At 59.9% G+C, this 15,689-nt stretch carries 15 protein-coding genes and 2 tRNA genes; 1 reads left to right on the top strand and 16 read right to left on the bottom strand.

Annotated features, from left to right (window positions below; translation table 11 throughout):
• Positions 1–48: 48 nt before the first annotated feature.
• From P3T17_RS01250 to P3T17_RS01175, 16 genes are all read right to left on the bottom strand, one after another.
• Positions 49–432, bottom strand: a complete 384-nt coding sequence (locus P3T17_RS01250; RefSeq protein ID WP_429404196.1) for a nuclear transport factor 2 family protein — start codon at positions 430–432, stop codon at positions 49–51.
• Positions 433–928: 496 nt separating this feature from the next.
• Positions 929–1,005 (bottom strand) — tRNA-Pro (locus P3T17_RS01245).
• Between the two features lie 94 nt (positions 1,006–1,099).
• Complete coding sequence (locus P3T17_RS01240; RefSeq protein ID WP_429404195.1) at positions 1,100–1,507, bottom strand: MerR family transcriptional regulator; 408 nt, start codon at positions 1,505–1,507, stop codon at positions 1,100–1,102.
• Positions 1,508–1,553: 46 nt separating this feature from the next.
• Positions 1,554–1,964 (bottom strand): integration host factor subunit alpha, encoded by a 411-nt coding sequence (locus tag P3T17_RS01235; RefSeq protein WP_074263971.1) that lies wholly within the window; start codon positions 1,962–1,964, stop codon positions 1,554–1,556.
• Positions 1,965–2,033: 69 nt separating this feature from the next.
• Entirely contained in the window at positions 2,034–4,469 is a 2,436-nt protein-coding gene (gene pheT / locus P3T17_RS01230; RefSeq protein ID WP_429404193.1) for a phenylalanine--tRNA ligase subunit beta, read from the bottom strand.
• Between the two features lie 154 nt (positions 4,470–4,623).
• On the bottom strand, positions 4,624–5,637 hold the full coding sequence (gene pheS / locus P3T17_RS01225; protein ID WP_429404191.1) for a phenylalanine--tRNA ligase subunit alpha: 1,014 nt from the start codon (positions 5,635–5,637) through the stop codon (positions 4,624–4,626).
• Between the two features lie 157 nt (positions 5,638–5,794).
• Entirely contained in the window at positions 5,795–6,154 is a 360-nt protein-coding gene (gene rplT, locus P3T17_RS01220) for a 50S ribosomal protein L20 (RefSeq protein ID WP_006052502.1), read from the bottom strand.
• A 29-nt stretch (positions 6,155–6,183) separates the two neighbouring features.
• A complete protein-coding gene (gene rpmI / locus P3T17_RS01215) occupies positions 6,184–6,381 on the bottom strand; it encodes a 50S ribosomal protein L35 (protein ID WP_074263968.1) in 198 nt (65 codons plus the stop codon).
• A gap of 266 nt (positions 6,382–6,647) precedes the next feature.
• The gene (infC, locus tag P3T17_RS01210; RefSeq protein WP_074263967.1) at positions 6,648–7,172 is read right to left on the bottom strand and encodes a translation initiation factor IF-3; all 525 of its coding nucleotides are present in this window, start codon (positions 7,170–7,172) and stop codon (positions 6,648–6,650) included.
• 49 nt (positions 7,173–7,221) lie between these two features.
• The gene (thrS, locus tag P3T17_RS01205; RefSeq protein ID WP_429404189.1) at positions 7,222–9,129 is read right to left on the bottom strand and encodes a threonine--tRNA ligase; all 1,908 of its coding nucleotides are present in this window, start codon (positions 9,127–9,129) and stop codon (positions 7,222–7,224) included.
• Positions 9,130–9,378: 249 nt separating this feature from the next.
• Positions 9,379–9,455 (bottom strand) — tRNA-Val (locus P3T17_RS01200).
• 131 nt (positions 9,456–9,586) lie between these two features.
• Positions 9,587–11,830 carry a RelA/SpoT family protein gene (locus P3T17_RS01195; protein ID WP_074263966.1) on the bottom strand — a complete coding sequence of 748 codons (2,244 nt, stop codon included), beginning with the start codon at positions 11,828–11,830 and terminating at the stop codon, positions 9,587–9,589.
• Positions 11,831–11,893: 63 nt separating this feature from the next.
• Positions 11,894–12,247 carry a RidA family protein gene (locus tag P3T17_RS01190; protein WP_074263965.1) on the bottom strand — a complete coding sequence of 118 codons (354 nt, stop codon included), beginning with the start codon at positions 12,245–12,247 and terminating at the stop codon, positions 11,894–11,896.
• A gap of 97 nt (positions 12,248–12,344) precedes the next feature.
• On the bottom strand, positions 12,345–13,265 hold the full coding sequence (locus P3T17_RS01185; RefSeq protein WP_429404188.1) for an alpha/beta fold hydrolase: 921 nt from the start codon (positions 13,263–13,265) through the stop codon (positions 12,345–12,347).
• Between the two features lie 241 nt (positions 13,266–13,506).
• Entirely contained in the window at positions 13,507–14,148 is a 642-nt protein-coding gene (locus P3T17_RS01180) for a CoA transferase subunit B (protein WP_074263963.1), read from the bottom strand.
• Between the two features lie 2 nt (positions 14,149–14,150).
• Positions 14,151–14,855, bottom strand: coding sequence for a CoA transferase subunit A (locus P3T17_RS01175; RefSeq protein WP_429404186.1), 705 nt, complete (start codon positions 14,853–14,855; stop codon positions 14,151–14,153).
• A gap of 277 nt (positions 14,856–15,132) precedes the next feature.
• Here P3T17_RS01175 and P3T17_RS01170 point away from each other — a divergent pair, with 277 nt between their 5' ends.
• The gene (locus P3T17_RS01170; RefSeq protein ID WP_429404185.1) at positions 15,133–15,678 is read left to right on the top strand and encodes a LuxR C-terminal-related transcriptional regulator; all 546 of its coding nucleotides are present in this window, start codon (positions 15,133–15,135) and stop codon (positions 15,676–15,678) included.
• The last annotated feature ends 11 nt before the right edge of the window (positions 15,679–15,689 follow it).

Genomic DNA, 15,689 nt, shown 5'->3' with positions numbered 1-15,689 from the left:
GTTGGTAATGCGCAGGCTCGTCGCGTCATTTCTCGCTCCGATAGGCTCTCACGCCATCTGCTGAACCCATTGGCTGCGCCAGTCCGGCGCATCAAACGGATCCGAAAAATACTGGGTCTCGTGGACGACCTTGCCGTCGCGGAACTCCATGATGCTGACTGTGTAGGCCGCTCGCCCTTCATACATGATGGTGTATTCCGTGACCCAGAGATTGCCTTCTCCCTGAATACGCCTCACGTTAAAACCTGCTGGCTTTCCTGGATGATGACCCCGCAGTGCTTGCAGATTTTTCCGGCCGACAATTCGTTCGCCGGATTGAGGATAGTCACAGATGGCGTCGTCATGGTAAATATCGTGCTCTGCGTCGAGATTGCCGCTCGCCGACGCCTGCCAGTGGGCAGTCAGGGCTTCACGTATTTTCTCTTCATGCATGGAGTGCCTCCGGATGCTGTTCACATCAATCTGGTGCGGACGCGGCGGAATGAAAATAGCCCGTGCGTGGCACGGCTTAGCGACTTAAGACTAGTCCAAAAAAACTTGTAGTCGAGTCGCTTCGCGCCTTTTTTGGTTATTGACCACGCTGACGGTAAGCGGATAGTAAAGTCGATTTCCCGGAAAGACGGTGACGTGAGGAACTGAAGAAACTGCAGACCAATGTGCGCTTCGGTTATATAACTTGCTACGGGGATTAGGCTGGTGGACCCGTGGCATCGTGCAAACGATGCATGCGCGATTCTCTTGTTCTGGATCTGTTTCGAGGCTCTGGGGATCGAATGTCAGATGCTTAGTATAGCCAAGTATTTTTTTGAACATTGACTACGTTGCGATTGGGACACGAATCGACATCTGATATCCGGCCAACGGCGCGTAAAACGTCGGCGCCAAAGAAAAACCCGCACAGTCTTGCGACTGTGCGGGTTTTGATCTTTGGTCGGGGCGAGAGGATTTGAACCTCCGACCACCTGCACCCCATGCAGGTACGCTACCAGGCTGCGCTACGCCCCGAACAGCTAAAAATTATAACAGACACTTCAATCGATTAGAACCTGCAGCCACCAACAAAACTGCGAAGCGCGGTCGTTATTCGTACTTCAAAAGATTACCGGCCCAGCAGATCGATCACATGCAGCAATTCCTTGCGCAACTGATCGACATCCACCGTGGCTGTTTTCGCGGGCGGCGCCTCGACCACCTCGCCCTCTTCCACCACATCATGCGCCGGCCCACCATGCACTGCACCATGCGAATCGAGCCGGTTTCGCGCACCGTTGATCGTGAAGCCCTGCTCGTACAACAGCTCGCGAATCCGCCTGATCAACAGCACCTCATGATGCTGGTAATAACGGCGGTTACCGCGCCGCTTCACCGGCCTCAACTGCGTGAACTCCTGCTCCCAATACCGCAGCACATGCGGCTTCACACCGCACAGCTCGCTCACTTCACCAATGGTGAAGTAGCGCTTCGCCGGAATCGGAGGCAAGACGACTTTTTCGATCGTCGCTGTCATCGTCAGTTAGCCGTCGTGGTGGGTTGCGCAGGAACGCGCCAGTCGATCAGCGCGCGAAGCTCGCCTCGGCGCCGGTCTCGACCAGCGCCTTCAGCTTTTGACTTGCATGGAACGTCACAACGCGGCGAGCAGCAATCGGAATCGCCTCGCCGGTCTTCGGATTGCGGCCAGGACGCTGGGGCTTGTCGCGTAACTGAAAGTTACCGAAGCCCGACAGCTTCACGCTATCTCCGCTCTCCAGCGCATCGCGAATCACCTCGAAGAACGCCTCCACCATGTCCTTCGCTTCCCGCTTGTTGAGTCCGACATTGTCGAACAGCAACTCGGCAAGCTCGGCCTTGGTGAGCGTGGGCGTTTCCGCCGAAGTGTTAGCGGGTGATGTCGGAATATCGCGAATCATGGCGCTACGCTGCGCCGTAAGAAGGGCTTCGAAATCACTCGAGTTCATTTCATTCATATCTATCAAATGGCGCGCCAACCAGAAACGAAGAATTGCGGAAATCGCCGCTTTAAGAGTCTCCGCGGGTTATCCGCGCAACCGTGCGCCATATACTCGAGCCAGACGATCCACCAGGGTTTGAATGGCCAGATCGACCGTCTCGTCCTGAAGGGTCCCGCCAGTATCTTGCAAGGTCACACGGAACGCAAGGCTTTTCTCATGGGCTGCTAACCCGCCGGAAGTAGTTGATTTTGGACGGAATTCGTCGAAAAGCGCAACCCTTCTGACAGTCTTGCAGGCGTCTTCCGAAAGCGCCTTTTGCATCTCGTCAAGCAGTGCCTGGACTTCGATTTTTTGATCGACGACCACGGCGATATCGCGACGCACCGGCGGAAACTTCGACACTTCCGACGGTACCGGCAATGCACGCTGAATTAATGCATCTGCTTCGATTTCAAACAGAATCGGCGCATGCGGCAAATCATATTGCTGCATCCAGCGCGGATGCAATTCGCCAATCCAGCCCACTGCGCGGCCATTCAATTCAACGCGCGCGCTGCGTCCCGGATGCAGCGCCGGATGCTCCGCTTTCACAAAGCGTGCCACAGCTGGCGACAGCAAGGCTTCCAGATCGCCCTTGACGTCGAAGTAGTCGACGGTGCGCGTCGCCGCGCCCCATTGTTCGTCCTGCGCCGGACCATAGGCGAGCGCGCCGAACATCTTCGGCTGCGAGAAGCCTTCGACCTGCAATTCGCCGGCCTTGATGGCGGGATCGTGCAGAAACACGCGGCCCACCTCGAACACGCGCACGCGGTCCGCGGCACGGCGGCTCAGATTTGTACGCAGCACTTCGATCAGGCTGCCGATCAGCGTCGTGCGCATCACCGAAAGCTGGCTTGCGATCGGATTCAGCAGGCGCACGGGCTTGTCGTTACCGGCGAAATCCAGCTCCCATTGCGCGTCGACGAAGCTGAAGTTCACAGTTTCAGCGTAGTCGCGCGCGGCGAGCGCGTGCCGGATATCGTGGAGCGAGCGCTGCGTTTCGTTGGTCGCGCGCATCTCGCTAGTGGCCACAGGCGGGCGCGCCGGAATCTTTTCGAAGCCGTAGATACGTGCGACTTCTTCGATCAGGTCTTCTTCGATCTCGATGTCGAAGCGGTACGACGGCGGCGTCACGGAGAACACGTCGCCTTCGTGTTCGAACGTGAGGCCAAGACGCGTGAAGATCTGCGCGATCTCATCTGCACTGATCGCAACGCCGATGATGCGGTTCGCACGCGCGACGCGCATCTTCACCGGCGCGCGCTGCGGCACGTTGACGATCTGATCGTCGACGGGACCGGCCTCGCCGCCGCAGATATCGAGGATCAGTTGCGTGATGCGCTCGATATGCTCGACGGTCGTCGCGTAGTCGACGCCGCGCTCGAAGCGATGGCCGGCGTCAGTCGAGAAGTTGTACTTGCGCGAACGGCCGCGAATGCTATCGGGCCACCAGAACGCGGCTTCGAGATAGATGTTGGTGGTGTCGAGCGTCACGGCCGTGCTGTCGCCGCCCATGATGCCCGCGAGACTTTCGATGTGCTGATCGTCTGCAATCACGCCGACCGTCTCATCGAGCTCGACGGTGTTGCCGTTCAACAGCTTGAGCGTCTCGCCCTTTCGGCCCCAGCGTACATCCATGCTGCCGTGGATCTTGTCCAGATCGAACACGTGCGACGGACGGCCCAGCTCGAGCATCACGTAGTTCGAGATGTCGACCAGCGCAGAAATACTGCGCTGGCCCGAGCGCTCCAGACGCTCGACCATCCACTGCGGCGACTTCGCGCGCGCATTCACGCCGCGAATCACGCGGCCCGAAAAACGGCCGCACAGGTCCGGCGCCGAAATCTTCACCGGCAATGTTTCGTTCAACTTGACGATGGCCGGCTTGATGTCGAGCGCATGCAGTGGCGCGCCGGTGATGGCCGACGTTTCGCGCGCCACGCCGAACACCGACAGGCAGTCTGCCTTGTTCGGCGTCAGCTTGATCTCGAAGATCGTATCGTCGAGGTTCAGCGTCTCGCGGATGTCCTGGCCAATCGGCGTATCTTCCGGCAGGATCAGGAGGCCGCTATGATCTTCCGAAAGCTTCAGTTCGCGTGCCGAGCACAGCATGCCCTGGCTTTCCACGCCACGCAGCTTCGAGAGCTTGATCGCAAATGGCGCGCCGCCCTCTTCGGCCGGCGGCAGCTCTGCGCCCACCAGCGCAACCGGCACCTTGATGCCCGGCTTCACATTCGGTGCGCCGCAGACGATGTTCAGCGTCGCGCCTGTGCCGGCGTCGACCTGACACACGTTGAGCTTGTCCGCGTCCGGGTGCTTGACCACCTCGAGAACCCGGCCGACCACGATCTTCTTGGTCGCCGGAGCAGCGGGCGACAGGCCTTCGACTTCGAGGCCGGCCATCGTCAGGGCGTGCGACAGCTCGTCCGTCGTCATCTGCGGGTCGACAAAGCTTCTTAACCAGGATTCCGGGAATTGCATGGTTCTGTGTACGTTCTGATCAGGTTAGTCCACATCCGGCTGGGGCCTTCGTTGGTTGCCGTGTTCCGGTAACCAGGCGCCCTTGCCGATGGCACTGCTCGCGGCGCGCACTTGCCTTCGTCTATGCATCTGGCGACGTGCGCGGCTCGAAGCGTTAAGCGAATTGCCGCAGGAAACGCAGGTCGTTCTCGAAGAACAGGCGCAAGTCCTGCACGCCGTAGCGCAACATCGTCAGCCGTTCGAGACCGCTGCCAAAGGCAAAGCCGATGTAACGCTCCGGATCGAGGCCCATGTTGCGGATCACCGTGGGGTGAACCTGGCCGGAACCCGAGATCTCGAGCCACTTGCCGGCGTTCTTGCCCGTTTCGAACAACATGTCGATCTCAGCCGACGGTTCGGTGAACGGAAAGTACGACGGACGGAAGCGGACGAGGATGTCGTCACGCTCAAAGAATTTCTTGAGGAAGTCGGTGTAGACGCCCTTCAGGTCGGCGAAGCTGATGTTCTCGTCGATCCACAGGCCTTCGACCTGATTGAACATCGGCGAGTGCGTCGCGTCGCTGTCCACACGGTACGTGCGGCCAGGCACGATCACCTTGATCGGCGGCGTGTTGGTGCGCGCGTAGCGCACCTGCATCGGGCTCGTGTGCGTGCGCAACAGCAACTGGCGGCCGTCGGCATCCTTGCCGTCTACGTAGAAGGTGTCTTGCATCGAACGCGCCGGATGGTTTTCCGGGCTGTTCAACGCGGTGAAGTTGTACCAGTCGGTTTCGATTTCGGGGCCGTCGGCCACATCGAATCCGATGGAACGGAAAATCTGTTCGACGCGTTCCCAAGTGCGCATGACCGGATGCAGGCTACCTGCACCAAGGCCGCGGCCGGGCAACGTGACGTCAATGGCTTCAGCGGCGAGGCGCTGGTTCAAGAGCGCGTCGGCAAGCGCCTGACGGCGGCCCGTCAGCGCGGCTTCCACCTGCTGCTTGACGACGTTGATCCGCGCGCCTTCGGTCTTGCGCGTCTCGGGATCGAGTTTGCCAAGGCCCTTCAACAGTTCGGTCAGCGCACCCGACTTGCCGAGAAAGCGGGCTTTCTCGTTCTCGAGCGTAGTGACGTCGTTGGCTTCCCCGAAGGCTTTTTGCGCGTCAGCGACAATCTGGTCCAGATCCATTGATCCCATCATTTCAACGTCAGTGTTCAATCGATGCAAAACTGGTTCGACCAACAAAAAAGGGGCTCGGTGAGGAGCCCCGTTTTTGTTGCAGCGTCACCGAGACTACCGGATATTCGCTGCAACGAACCACGCAGTTTAATTGCCCAAAGCGCAATCAGGCTGCAACGGCGGCTTTCACCTGCTGAACGATCGCAGCAAAAGCAGCCTTGTCGAACACAGCCATGTCGGCCAGCACCTTGCGGTCGAGTTCGATCGAAGCCTTCTTCAGGCCGTTGATGAACACGCTGTACGTCATGTCGTGCTGACGCACCGCCGCGTTGATACGCGTGATCCACAATGCACGGAACACACGCTTCTTGTTGCGGCGATCGCGGTAGGCGTATTGGCCTGCGCGCATGACCGCCTGCTTGGCGATGCGATAGACGTTATTGCGACGGCCGCGGTAACCCTTGGCCAGCTTGATGATCTTCTTGTGACGGGCCCGTGCGGTAACCCCACGTTTGACTCTAGGCATAGTTAGCTCCTGTGAGTTTTAGTTAAGGGTTAGGCGAACGGCATCATTGCGCGCACGGAGTTCATATCTGACTCATGAACTGCCGTGGAACCGCGCAGATGGCGCTTGTTCTTGGTGGTCTTCTTGGTAAGAATGTGGCGCTTGAAGGCTTGACCGCGCTTGACGGTACCGCCCGGACGCACCACGAAGCGCTTTGCAGCACTCTTCTTGGTCTTCATCTTCGGCATGACAACTCCATTATTAGATGGATATGGGTGTGCGGTCGGCCTGATGGCCATTACCCGCCCTTCGAAACCCAGTCCACTTGGTATGCAGCCGGCCGATACTGCTGGCCGCTGCTTTTCAGGAACTGCGCCCATTTATCTGGGCGCTGCTCTGAAACCTGCTGGTCTTCGCCACACATGCAGCGAAGTACAACTCAATCTTTTCACAGTAACAGCTGCGCGCCTCACGGTGCACAACCCGGCAACGCACTTGCAACCACGCGCGTTGCTTACTTCTTTTTCTTCGGAGCGAGCACCATGATCATCTGGCGCCCTTCCATTTTCGGCATTTGCTCGACTTGACCGACTTCGTCAAGGTCAGTGCGCAGGCGTTCCAGCATGCGCATACCGATTTCCTGGTGGGCCATTTCGCGGCCGCGGAAACGCAACGTGATTTTCGTCTTGTCACCGTCGTCGAGGAAGCGAATGAGGTTGCGCAGTTTGACGTTGTAATCGCCGTCATCGGTGCCCGGGCGGAATTTGACTTCCTTCACCTGGACAATCTTCTGCTTGAGCTTGGCCTCGTGCTGCTTCTTCGCTTCCGAGTACTTGAACTTGCCGTAGTCCATCAAGCGGCAAACCGGCGGCACCGCCTGAGGGGCGATTTCAACCAGATCTACATCTTGCTGTTCCGACATGCGGAAAGCATCGGCAAGTTTCACGATGCCGAGGGGTTCGTTCTCGACTCCGACCAGACGCACCTCGGGTGCAGTGATTTCACCGTTGATGCGGTGCGCAGACTTATCAGTAGCGATGTTACGTTTCCTCTAAAAATTAAAAAAACGAGCCGGGCTGCCAAGTGGTTTACCTGAACGACTGCACGTCCTGACGCAGACGCTCAATGAAGGCGCTGACGGGCATGACACCCAGATCAACACCGCCACGGGCACGCACGGCTACCGTTTGAGCATCACGCTCTTTGTCGCCGACCACAAGGAGGTACGGCACCTTTTCTAGCGTGTGCTCCCGTATTTTATAGCTAATCTTCTCGTTGCGCAAATCGGCCTGTACTCTAACCCCTTGTTTTTGCAACGATTGAGCCAAAGACTGCGCATATTCGGTCTGACTTTCCGCGATATTCATTACAACCACCTGCATCGGCGCCAGCCAGGACGGCATTGCACCAGCATGGTGCTCAATCAGAATACCGATGAAGCGCTCCATTGATCCGACGATTGCCCGGTGCAACATGATCGGGCGGCGACGGCTATTGTCCTCGGCGACGTATTCGGCGCCCAGACGCTCCGGCAGCACCATGTCGAGCTGCAGCGTACCGCATTGCCACGAGCGGCCCAGCGCGTCCTTGATGTGATATTCGACCTTCGGACCGTAGAAAGCGCCCTCGCCCGGCAACTCTTCCCACGTCACGCCGCAGGCCGTCAGCGCGTCGCGCAGACCCTGCTCGGCGCGATCCCACGTTTCGTCAGTGCCGGCACGGGCGTCCGGACGCAAGGACAGTTTGATGTCGACGTTGTCGAAGCCAAAGTCCTTGTACACGCTCATCGCCAGCGTGTTGAACGCGATCGATTCGCTGATGAACTGGTCTTCGGTACAGAAAATGTGCGCGTCGTCCTGCACGAAGCCTCGCACGCGCATCAGACCATGCAGCGAGCCCGACGATTCATTGCGGTGGCACGAGCCGAACTCCGCATAGCGCAGCGGCAGATCGCGGTAAGAGCGCAGACCATGGTTGAACACCTGCACGTGACCGGGGCAATTCATCGGCTTGATCGCGTAGTCGCGCTTTTCCGATTCGGTCGTGAACATGTTTTCACGATAGTTCTGCCAATGGCCCGACGCTTCCCAGAGCGAACGGTCCATGATCATCGGCGTCTTGATTTCGAGGTAGCCCGCATCGTTCACGCGGCGTCGCATGTATTGCTCGACCTGCTGCCACAACGTCCAGCCACGCGGATGCCAGAACACCATGCCCGGCGACTCGTCCTGCATGTGGAACAGGTCGAGCTGCTTGCCGAGCTTGCGGTGATCGCGCTTCTCCGCCTCTTCGAGCATGTGCAGATACGCTTCCTGGTCTTCCTTCTTCGTCCAGGCCGTGCCGTAGATACGCTGCAACTGCTCGTTCTTCGAATCGCCGCGCCAATACGCGCCCGCGACCTTCATCAGTTTGAAAACCTTCAGCTTGCCGGTGGACGGCACGTGCGGGCCGCGGCACAGATCCGTGAAGCCGCCGTGCGAGTACAGCTTGATCTCGTCGGTTGACGGAATCGACTCGATAATCTCGGCCTTATACTTTTCACCGATGCTCTTGAAGTAGTCCACCGCTTCGTCGCGCGACACCACGCGGCGCGACACCGGCTCGTCCTTCTTCGCGAGATCCTGCATGCGCTTTTCAATCTTCTCGAGATCTTCCGGCGTGAAGGGACGGTTGTACGCGAAATCGTAGTAGAAACCGTTGTCGATCACAGGGCCGATCGTCACCTGCGCTTCGGGGTACAGGTCTTTCACCGCGTACGCGAGCAAGTGCGCCGTGGAGTGGCGAATGATGTCGAGGCCGTCGGCGTCTTTTTCCGTGACGATTGCGAGCGACACATCATGATCGATCAACGCGGACGTATCGACCAGCTCACCGTCGATCTTGCCGCCGAGCGCGGCTTTCGCGAGGCCAGGGCCGATCGACGCGGCCACTTCCGCGACCGTCACCGGGTGCTCGTATTGACGAACAGAACCGTCAGGCAGACGTATCGAAACCATTGCGTTCTCCGAAATGCCGACCGGCGGCGGCATATACAACCATCAAATAAGACAAAAAAAATGCGGCCCCGCTTTCGAGGGGCCGCATTCACATTTCCTGCAAACTACATTGGCGAAAGTGGTCCTCGACTAGCGTCGCTCCGAAGTGGTTTCGGTCAACGTTCGCGGTGTCATAACCGTATTCGCCTTTTGCGCCAAGGCGCTTACTGCAGCTTGCGAAACCCCGGCAAACCGGAATTTCTCTTTCGTTGGTAGGCTCGATTGGACTCGAACCAACGACCCCCACCATGTCAAGGTGGTGCTCTAACCAGCTGAGCTACGAGCCTGAAGAAACGAGATTATATGGAGCGCCACATCGCTTGGCAAGTACTTTTGTACACCGGCACTGAAAAATCCGCGCTGCCGTTTCCGCGCATGTGAATGACGGCACGCGGCCCCGCGTGCATCACACCTTGCGTTAACTTTTACGCCCCGCCCGCAACACGCCCGTGACTTCTCCAAGCAGCGAACAGGCGCGCTGAATCTGCGCCGCGCTCGACACTTCCACCGTGAATTGCATGAAGGCTGCATTACGGCGCGTTTGCGTCTTCACACCGATCACGTTCATCTTCTCGCGCGCAAACACTTCGGAGATATCACGCAACAGACCTTGACGATCCGTTGCATCAATTGTCAGGTCCACTGGGTACACCGACTGCCCGCGACCATTCATCACGTCTGCGGACCATGCGGTTTCCAATACGCGCTCGGGCGCACGCTCGGCCATTCGCATAAACGTCGGGCAATCGCTGCGGTGAATCGACATGCCCTTGCCCCGCGTAACGAAACCACTGATACCATCAGGCGGCGCCGGACGGCAGCAACGCGCGAGCTGCGTGAGCAACGCGTCGACACCCACCACCAGCACACCCGTCGATGCGCCATGCGCGACACTCGAGCCACTGCTGCGCTTTTCGAACTGCTCGGGTACTTCGACCTCCGGTTCGGGTGGCGGCGCATCCTGCAGTGCCTGCTCGACCTGACGCAAGCTGAACTCTTCCTTGCCGACCACCGAGAACAGGTCTTCCGTGGACTTGAAGCCGAGCTTCGTCGCAAGCTGGTCGAGATTGACCGAGGTCTTGCCTTCGCGCTGCAAAGTCTTTTCGACCATCGCCCGGCCCGTCGCGATGGTCTCCTGATACTCGACTGCGTTGAACCACGCGCGCACTTTCTGCCGTGCACGTGGACTATGCAGATAGCCAAGCTGCGGGTTGAGCCAGTCGCGCGACGGACCACCCTCTTTCACCGCGACGACCTCGACCGTCTGACCGTTCTGCAACGGCGTGTTGAGCGGCACCATCGCACCATCGACACGCGCACCGCGGCAACGGTGTCCTAACTCGCTATGCAGGTGATAGGCAAAGTCGAGCGGCGTCGCGCCTTGCGGCAACGGAATCACGCGCGCCTGCGGCGTCAACACATAGATGTGGTCGTCGTCGAACGTGGCCTGACGTAGTTGCTCCCACGGCTGCGCCGCGCGCTTCTCGCCATGCTCACCCTCGGACACTTCATCCTTCCACGCCAGCAACTGGCGCAGCCATGCAATCTTCTCGTCGTACTTCTCGCTCGCCGTGACCTGGCCGCCGTAGCCGCGCGTGCCGGCCTCCTTGTAGCGCCAGTGCGCCGCTACGCCGTACTCGGCAAACTGATGCATCTCCTGGGTACGGATCTGCACTTCGAACGCGCGCCCGTCATCGCCGATCACCACCGTATGCAGCGACTTGTAGCCGTTCGGCTTCGGCCGCGAAATGTAGTCGTCGAATTCCTTGGGCACCGGTTGCCACAGGTTGTGCACGATACCGAGCACGGTATAGCAGTCCTTGATGTCCGGCACGATCACGCGAAACGCGCGCACGTCGTACAGCTCGGAGAAATCGAGGTCCTTGCCGCGCATCTTGCGCCAGATGCTATAGATGTGCTTTGGCCGCCCGCTCACTTCGGCGCGAATATGCGCGGCGGCCAACTCATGCTGCAGACGCGCGATAGCCGCGGCCACATAACTCTCACGCTCCACGCGCTTCTCGTCGAGCAGCTTCGCGATGCGCTTATACGTGGCAGGCTCTTCGAAGCGCAACGCGAGGTCTTCGAGTTCCCACTTCACCTGCCAGATACCGAGACGGTTTGCGAGCGGCGCGTAAATATCAAGCGTCTCGCGCGCCACGTCCGGGGACGGCGTCATCTTGGCCGCCGCGTAGTAACGCATCGATTGCAGCCGCGATGCGAGCCGGATCAGCACAACACGAATGTCCTGCGCAAAGGCAAGCAGCATCTTGCGCAACGCCTCAACCTGCGCACGCCGCGCCGCCTGGGCGTCGCGTCCCGCTTCGGGAATGGCATTCTGCGCCGCGCGCAAACTGACGGTACCCAGTCGCAGCAACTTGCGCACGTCGCCCACAAGTTGCGCGACCTCTTCGCCGAAGTTATCGGCGATCACGCGCTCCGGGTCTTGCAGATGCGGCGTCAGCGCGAACAAGGCCGCCGCCAGCACCGCCGGCGGGTCGACATTGAGCGTGCGCATGATCGCCGCAGTGCCAGCCGCATGATCGGCCAACAGTTCGCCCGATGACAGCCGCACCTCACCCGCATGCTCCCGCACGAATGCCATCGCTTCTTCGAAGGAAGGCAGCGGAATCGGGACGGTCGTAACGGTATCGGTATTCATGGTGCGACGGCCCAACGGGCCAGACGGATCAACAGGGATTCAACAACAGTTTCAGATGCGGACCTAGCTGCGCTGTGCGGCCACGACGACCACTTCAACCAGGCACTTCGGGTTCGCAAGTTTCGCTTCGACCGTCGCTCGCGGCGGGGTTTCGCCCTGCGCGACCCACTCGTCCCACACAGCGTTCATGCCAGCGAAGTGAACCATGTCGGCGATGTAAATCTGCACCGACAACAGATGCGACTTGTCGCTGTTCACTTCAGCGAGCAGACGGTCGATATGACCAAGCACTTCACGGGTCTGACCGGTGATGTCCTGATCTGCGTCCTCGGCGATCTGGCCCGCGAGGTACACGGTGCCGTTATGCACAGCGATTTCGGAGAGTCGCTTGCCGACGTGATGACGAATGACTGCCATGGCAATTCCTGATGATGGTTAAGATTGAACAATGCGGTTGAACGATCCTGCGTTCCGCGGCGGGTCGCTCGAAAAAGGCGCGCCGCACAACCCCATATTATGACGCGTCAGCGCCAGGTCCGATGAAGAAGCGGCGCGCAATCCCGATCTGCTCGGCGCTGAGAAACGCGGGCGCATGACCCACACCGGGGATTTCCACGCTCGACACCTTGTTGCCCTCGGCAATCATCTTTTTGACCGTTTCACGCGACAGCAGGTCGGACTTTTCTCCGCGCACTACCAGCACCGGTCCCTGAATCGCCTTTAGCGCGCCCCACAATGCAACCTCTCCAGCCGCCGCCACTTCGTCCGTAATAGCAGCGAACGGTTGGCCGATGCGGGGGTCGTAGCGGAAATACCAGGCACCGTCGCGCTCCTGCAGCAGCGGCGTGTTGATTTCGCGCCATTCTTCCGGGGTCAACGGGCCGAACGATTGAGCCAGCAAGGCGGCGTAATCGATGCCCTGCTGCAGCGTTTCGAACTGCATGGGCTTGCCGAGATAATCGCCGATTCGCTTCACCGCGGCCGGTTCGAGATGTGGACCGACGTCGTTCAGTAGCAGCTTCTCGATCGGAGAGCCCGGCAGGCCCGCGAGACCCAGCCCGATCAGACCGCCCATCGAGGTGCCGAACCAGTCCACCTTTTCCACGTCGAGCCGCGCGATCAGCGTGACCATGTCCGCGACGTAGTGCGGCACGGCATAGTAGTTGGGGACGTTCAGCCACGATGAAAGACCGCGGCCGACCACATCCGGACAAATCACGCGATATCTGTCCGAAAACGACGCTGCCAACCGGTCGAAGTCACGCCCTGAGCGCGTGAGGCCATGCACGCACACCAGCACCCGCGGATTCGCCGGGTCGCCCCATTCCGTGTAGGCAACACGATGCAAGCCACCGGGGCTCGCACACTGCACGAAACGTTGACGGGGCGTGGCCGTGCCGGCGGCAGTATGCAGAGCTGGGGACGTGACGGTCATCAGATTTCCTTGGCGAGCACGAACTAGTGAAGACGATTGTAAACCGCTTTGCCGCGTGCCAAGGATCGTCCGGATGACATAGGCAGATGCGCAAAGCCAACGCCCAAAACAAAGCGGGCGAAGACCCAACCCGTCTCGCCCGCTTTACTGCATCCTTCGCAGCATTCTTCACATCGGCCGTGCTTCAGCAGGGCTCAACTGGAACCCTGCATCCACTCAACCGTGCCGCACACCCGCCCAATCAGCCCACAGCGCTCACATCGAGCGGCGCACCGGTCTTGGCCTTGATCTCATCCACCGTCACGCCCGGCGCCAGCTCCGTCAGCTTCAGACCGTCCGCGGTCACTTCGATCACACCGAGGTCAGTAATGATCTGATCGACCACGCCCACACCCGTCAGCGGCAGCGTGCATTCCTCGAGGATCTTATGCTGGTCGCCCTTCGCGACGTGCTCCATCAGCACGACGACGCGCTTGACGCCCGCCACCAGATCCATCGCACCGCCCATGCCCTTGATCATCTTGCCCGGAATCATCCAGTTCGCCAGATCGCCCTTCTTGCTGATCTGCATGGCGCCCAGAATGGCGAGGTTGATGTGGCCGCCGCGAATCATCGCGAACGAGTCCGCCGACGAGAAAATCGACGAACCCGGCAGCGTCGTCACTGTCTGCTTGCCGGCGTTGATGAGGTCAGCATCCACTTCCTCTTCAGTCGGCGACGGGCCGATGCCAAGCAGGCCGTTTTCCGACTGCAGCCACACTTCGACACCCGCCGGCACGTGGTTCGCCACCAGCGTCGGCAAGCCGATGCCGAGGTTCACGTAGAAGCCGTCCTGCAATTCCTTCGCCGCGCGCGCGGCCATTTCGTCACGAGTCCATGCCATGATTACGCTCCTTTCGCGCGGACGATGCGTTGTTCGATGCGTTTCTCCGGATGCGCATTGAGCACAATGCGCTGCACGAAGATGCCCGGCGTATGGATGGCGTCCGGATCGAGCTCGCCCACTTCCACGATTTCCTCGACTTCCGCCACGGTGATCTTGCCCGCCATCGCGCACATCGGGTTGAAGTTGCGCGCCGTGCGGCGATAGATCAGGTTGCCCGACTTGTCGGCCTTCCACGCCTTCACGAGCGCGACGTCGGCCGTCAGCGAATGCTCCAGCACGTAATGGTTCTCGCCGAACTGGCGGGTTTCCTTGCCCTCGGCAATCAGCGTGCCGTAGCCGGTGTTGGTGAAGAACGCTGGAATGCCCGAGCCGCCCGCGCGCAGCTTCTCGGCGAGCGTGCCTTGCGGCGTGAATTCGAGCTCGAGTTCGCCGGCCAGATACTGGCGCTCGAACTCCTTGTTTTCGCCCACATACGACGAGATCATCTTCTTGACCTGGCGTGTTTCGAGCAGCAGGCCAAGGCCGAAACCGTCCACACCCGCGTTATTGCTGATGCAGGTGATGCCTTTGACGCCCGAATCGCGCAGCGCCGAGATCAGCGCCTCAGGGATGCCGCACAGGCCAAAGCCGCCGACGGCGAACGTCTGGCCGTCCTTGACGATGTCCTTGAGCGCGGTAACCGCGTCTGGATAGACCTTGTTCATCAGTGTGTCCCTTCCTTTATGGAAACCCGAAAATCCGGTACGCCAGCCGCCGGATCGGTGCGATGCGTGGTGATGCAGGTTGAGTCCAGAACGTCATTCTAGTCATCCGCGGCCAGCCTTGCGTCGACATCGCACCGCCGGCCCGGCAGACCCTTCACCCGCGGCCTCGCTGCAGCCGTATGATTTGCCCGAAAGGGTACGATGCGCGGGCCATACGGCACAATACGCAAAAATACATAAGTGATTTTCCGCTTCCGCACCTGCTTGCGCACCTTTCATGCCCGCACTGGATTACCAAACCGCCTTCCACCTTGCGCCGATCGGCCTCGTGCTGTCGCGCGAGCGCTTCATTGAAGACTGCAACGACCAGTTGGCGTCGATCTTCGGCTGTCCGCGCGAGTCGCTGCTGGGGCAGTCGTTTCAGGTGCTGTACCCGTCGGCGGACGAATTCGAGCGGATTGGCACACGCATTCCGCCCATCATGACCGCGCACGGCAGCTACGCCGACGACCGGATCATGAGGCGCGCCAATGGGGAATTGTTCTGGTGTCACGTGACGGGCCGCTCGCTCGAGCGCGCTAACCCGCATGCCGCGGGCGTGTGGACTTTCGAGGATCTGAGCGCGACGCGGCGCGTCGCTATCGAGCTGACTCCGCGCGAGCGGGAAATCGCCGCGCAACTCGTGACGGGCAAGACCAGCAAGCAGATTGGGCGCGTGCTGGACATCAGCTCACGCACGGTGGACGTCTACCGGGCGCGGCTGATGCGTAAATACGATACGGGCAATGCGACGGAACTGCTGCAGAGGCTGCTCGGGCATTGACGGTTGCGCAA

The organism is Paraburkholderia sp. GAS82 (genome assembly GCF_050436285.1).
Classification (GTDB): domain Bacteria; phylum Pseudomonadota; class Gammaproteobacteria; order Burkholderiales; family Burkholderiaceae; genus Paraburkholderia; species Paraburkholderia phenazinium_B.
Note: the sequence above shows the minus strand (reverse complement) of the source record. Positions and strands in the feature narration are given on the sequence as shown.

Excerpts from the sequence above, each read along its gene's own strand:
- P3T17_RS01175 (WP_429404186.1), bottom strand. The coding sequence starts at position 14,855 with ATGAACAAGGTCTATCCAGACGCGGTTACCGCGCTCAAGGACATCGTC.
- P3T17_RS01235 (WP_074263971.1), bottom strand. The coding sequence starts at position 1,964 with ATGAATGAAATGAACTCGAGTGATTTCGAAGCCCTTCTTACGGCGCAG.
- P3T17_RS01240 (WP_429404195.1), bottom strand. The coding sequence starts at position 1,507 with ATGACAGCGACGATCGAAAAAGTCGTCTTGCCTCCGATTCCGGCGAAG.
- pheS (WP_429404191.1), bottom strand. The coding sequence starts at position 5,637 with ATGGATCTGGACCAGATTGTCGCTGACGCGCAAAAAGCCTTCGGGGAA.
- P3T17_RS01185 (WP_429404188.1), bottom strand. The coding sequence starts at position 13,265 with ATGACCGTCACGTCCCCAGCTCTGCATACTGCCGCCGGCACGGCCACG.
- pheT (WP_429404193.1), bottom strand. The coding sequence starts at position 4,469 with ATGCAATTCCCGGAATCCTGGTTAAGAAGCTTTGTCGACCCGCAGATG.
- thrS (WP_429404189.1), bottom strand. The coding sequence starts at position 9,129 with ATGGTTTCGATACGTCTGCCTGACGGTTCTGTTCGTCAATACGAGCAC.
- P3T17_RS01195 (WP_074263966.1), bottom strand. The coding sequence starts at position 11,830 with ATGAATACCGATACCGTTACGACCGTCCCGATTCCGCTGCCTTCCTTC.
- P3T17_RS01180 (WP_074263963.1), bottom strand. The coding sequence starts at position 14,148 with ATGGCATGGACTCGTGACGAAATGGCCGCGCGCGCGGCGAAGGAATTG.
- P3T17_RS01190 (WP_074263965.1), bottom strand. The coding sequence starts at position 12,247 with ATGGCAGTCATTCGTCATCACGTCGGCAAGCGACTCTCCGAAATCGCT.
- P3T17_RS01250 (WP_429404196.1), bottom strand. The coding sequence starts at position 432 with ATGCATGAAGAGAAAATACGTGAAGCCCTGACTGCCCACTGGCAGGCG.
- rpmI (WP_074263968.1), bottom strand. The coding sequence starts at position 6,381 with ATGCCGAAGATGAAGACCAAGAAGAGTGCTGCAAAGCGCTTCGTGGTG.
- rplT (WP_006052502.1), bottom strand. The coding sequence starts at position 6,154 with ATGCCTAGAGTCAAACGTGGGGTTACCGCACGGGCCCGTCACAAGAAG.
- P3T17_RS01170 (WP_429404185.1), top strand. The coding sequence starts at position 15,133 with ATGCCCGCACTGGATTACCAAACCGCCTTCCACCTTGCGCCGATCGGC.